Annotated in this window: 1 protein-coding gene and 1 pseudogene; one reads left to right on the forward strand and one right to left on the reverse strand. The window is 54.3% G+C overall.

What is annotated here, in order from left to right:
- Window positions 1-949, reverse strand: a pseudogene (locus B4E36_RS23715) (IS3 family transposase); the annotation flags it as partial.
- A gap of 312 nt (window positions 950-1,261) precedes the next feature.
- On the opposite strand from B4E36_RS23715, the gene B4E36_RS23720 reads away from it, so the two are divergent.
- Window positions 1,262-1,972 carry a tyrosine-type recombinase/integrase gene (locus tag B4E36_RS23720; RefSeq protein ID WP_292059808.1) on the forward strand — a complete coding sequence of 237 codons (711 nt, stop codon included), beginning with the start codon at window positions 1,262-1,264 and terminating at the stop codon, window positions 1,970-1,972.
- Window positions 1,973-2,078: the final 106 nt, after the last annotated feature.

Here is a 2,078-nt window from a genome sequence, read left to right on the forward strand (position 1 = left end):
TGCAGATTTCCCGAGCCACCTCTGTTGAAAGCTTCGATGAAGCCGTTGTCGGTCGGTTTGCCAGGCCGCGAGAAGTCCAGCGTGACCTTGTTCACATAGGCCCACAGATCGAGGTCACGGGAGATAAATTCGCTGCCATTGTCGACCCGTATCGTCTTCGGATAACCGCCTTTCCTGCAAATCCGTTCCAGCGTTTGCACCACATCCTCACCGCGATAGGTAAAGCGCGGGTCGGTGGCCGGGCTGAAGCGGGAATGGATATCCACAATGGTCAGGATTCGCAGCTTCTTGCCTGCCGCGAGCTGATCATGAACAAAGTCCATCGCCCAGATATCGTTCGGCCCTACGGCCTCCTGGCGATCCTCGCGCAGCTTTACCTTCACCCGGCGTTTCGGGTGCTTGTTCCTGAGCTGCAGCCCTAACGCCTTGTAAATCCTGCGGGTCTTCTTGATATTGACCATCCAGCCTTCTCGTCGAAGGAGTACGTGAACACGCCGATAGCCAAACCGGACGCGTGTCTCGCATATCTCCTTGATCCGTCTTTCAAGAGCGGCCTGACCGATGCGGCGGGATTTGTAATGGTAGGTCGAGGTGTCGAACGTCAGAACCTTGCAGGCTCGCCTGATCGACACCCCCCAGTCCACCAGCATCCCATCCACAAGCTTGCGCGTTCGGGCAGGCCTCAGAGCTTTCGGCGGATGACATCCTGAAGCATCTCGCGGTCCAGCGTCAGGTCCGCCACGATCCGCTTCAGTTTCGCATTCTCATCTTCCAAAGCTTTCAGCCGGCGCATCTCGTCAGGCAGAAGACCTGCGTATTTTTTCTTCCAGTTGAAGTAGGTCGCCTGGCTGATCCCGGCCTTGCGGCAAATCTCCGCCACAGGCACACCGTCATCCCCCTGCTTCAGAATAAACACCTTCTGGGCGTCCGAAAACTTCGATGCCTTCATCTCTTCCACTCCTTCTCCCAGCCAGGAAAATACCGCGGAATACTCCAACAGCAAACGATCCAGTTTTCAGGGCGCAGAGCACTGCGGCAAATCTCCCGGATCGATAGATGCTCTCTAGGATGCCAGCGTCGGATCACGCTCAATAACGCCAGGTCAATCACTCCATAGCCCCCGCTCAAAACATGCGAGGGAAGGTTGGAACATGGGTCAATTCTCAGTGGCAATCAACACAGTACTCCTTAAAATTGCATTTCTGATCCGGTACAAGGCAAAAATCTCTGCACATAGCATATCCGTAAACGCCGGGATGAAATGGTTGATCGTCCCGAAGCAGCGAACGGCATGGTGAAAGCGCTTCGGCAGCTATATAAATATGCTGTTCGATATGACCTGCATGACGCCAACCCAGCCGAAAAAATTGAATATCTATCCGGCCGTGCCGAAGGTTTTCATAGCTGGACGCTCGCTGAAATCGAGAGATTCGAGAAACGGCACCCGGTCGGCACGACAGCGAGGCTTGCGCTCGCGCTTGCTCTTTACACAGGGCAGAGACGTGCTGACCTGGTCGCTCTCGGCCGACAGCATGTTAGAGATGGGGGGCTTGTCTTCACGCAGCAAAAAAATCGAAAGCGGAAGCCGGTTCATATGGAGCTTCCGATTATTCCAGCGCTCCAGCACATCCTTGACGCATCCCCGACCGGCGACTTGACATTTCTTGTTACGAGCTTTGGCCAGCCTTTTACCTCGAACGGTTTCGGAAACCGGTTCCACAAATGGGTCGAAGAAGCTGGGCTCGAAAACTGTTCGGTTCATGGCCTTCGCAAGGCAGCGGCTGCACGCTTGGCCGAACTCGGTTGCACGGAATTCGAAATCATGGCCATTACCGGCCATACGACCTCCAAAGAGGAGACGAGATACACCCGGGCAGCGAGTCAGAAAACGCGGGCCGAGAGCGCCCTCAAGCGCATTTCGGGAGAACACAGCAAGGACAAAAATGTCCCACTTTTTCGCAAAGACAATTAAGGTGGGACAAAATCGAAGCTTAACTAGATGAAAAACATAAGTTTTTTTAGAAAAATGGTGCCCAGACGCGGATTCGAACCACGGACACGCGGATTTTCAATCCGCT

Source organism: Martelella sp. UBA3392, from assembly GCF_002358775.1.
GTDB lineage: Bacteria > Pseudomonadota > Alphaproteobacteria > Rhizobiales > Rhizobiaceae > Martelella > Martelella mediterranea.

Coding starts and splice junctions, on each gene's coding strand:
- B4E36_RS23720 (WP_292059808.1), top strand. CDS start 1,262: ATGGTTGATCGTCCCGAAGCAGCGAACGGCATGGTGAAAGCGCTTCGG.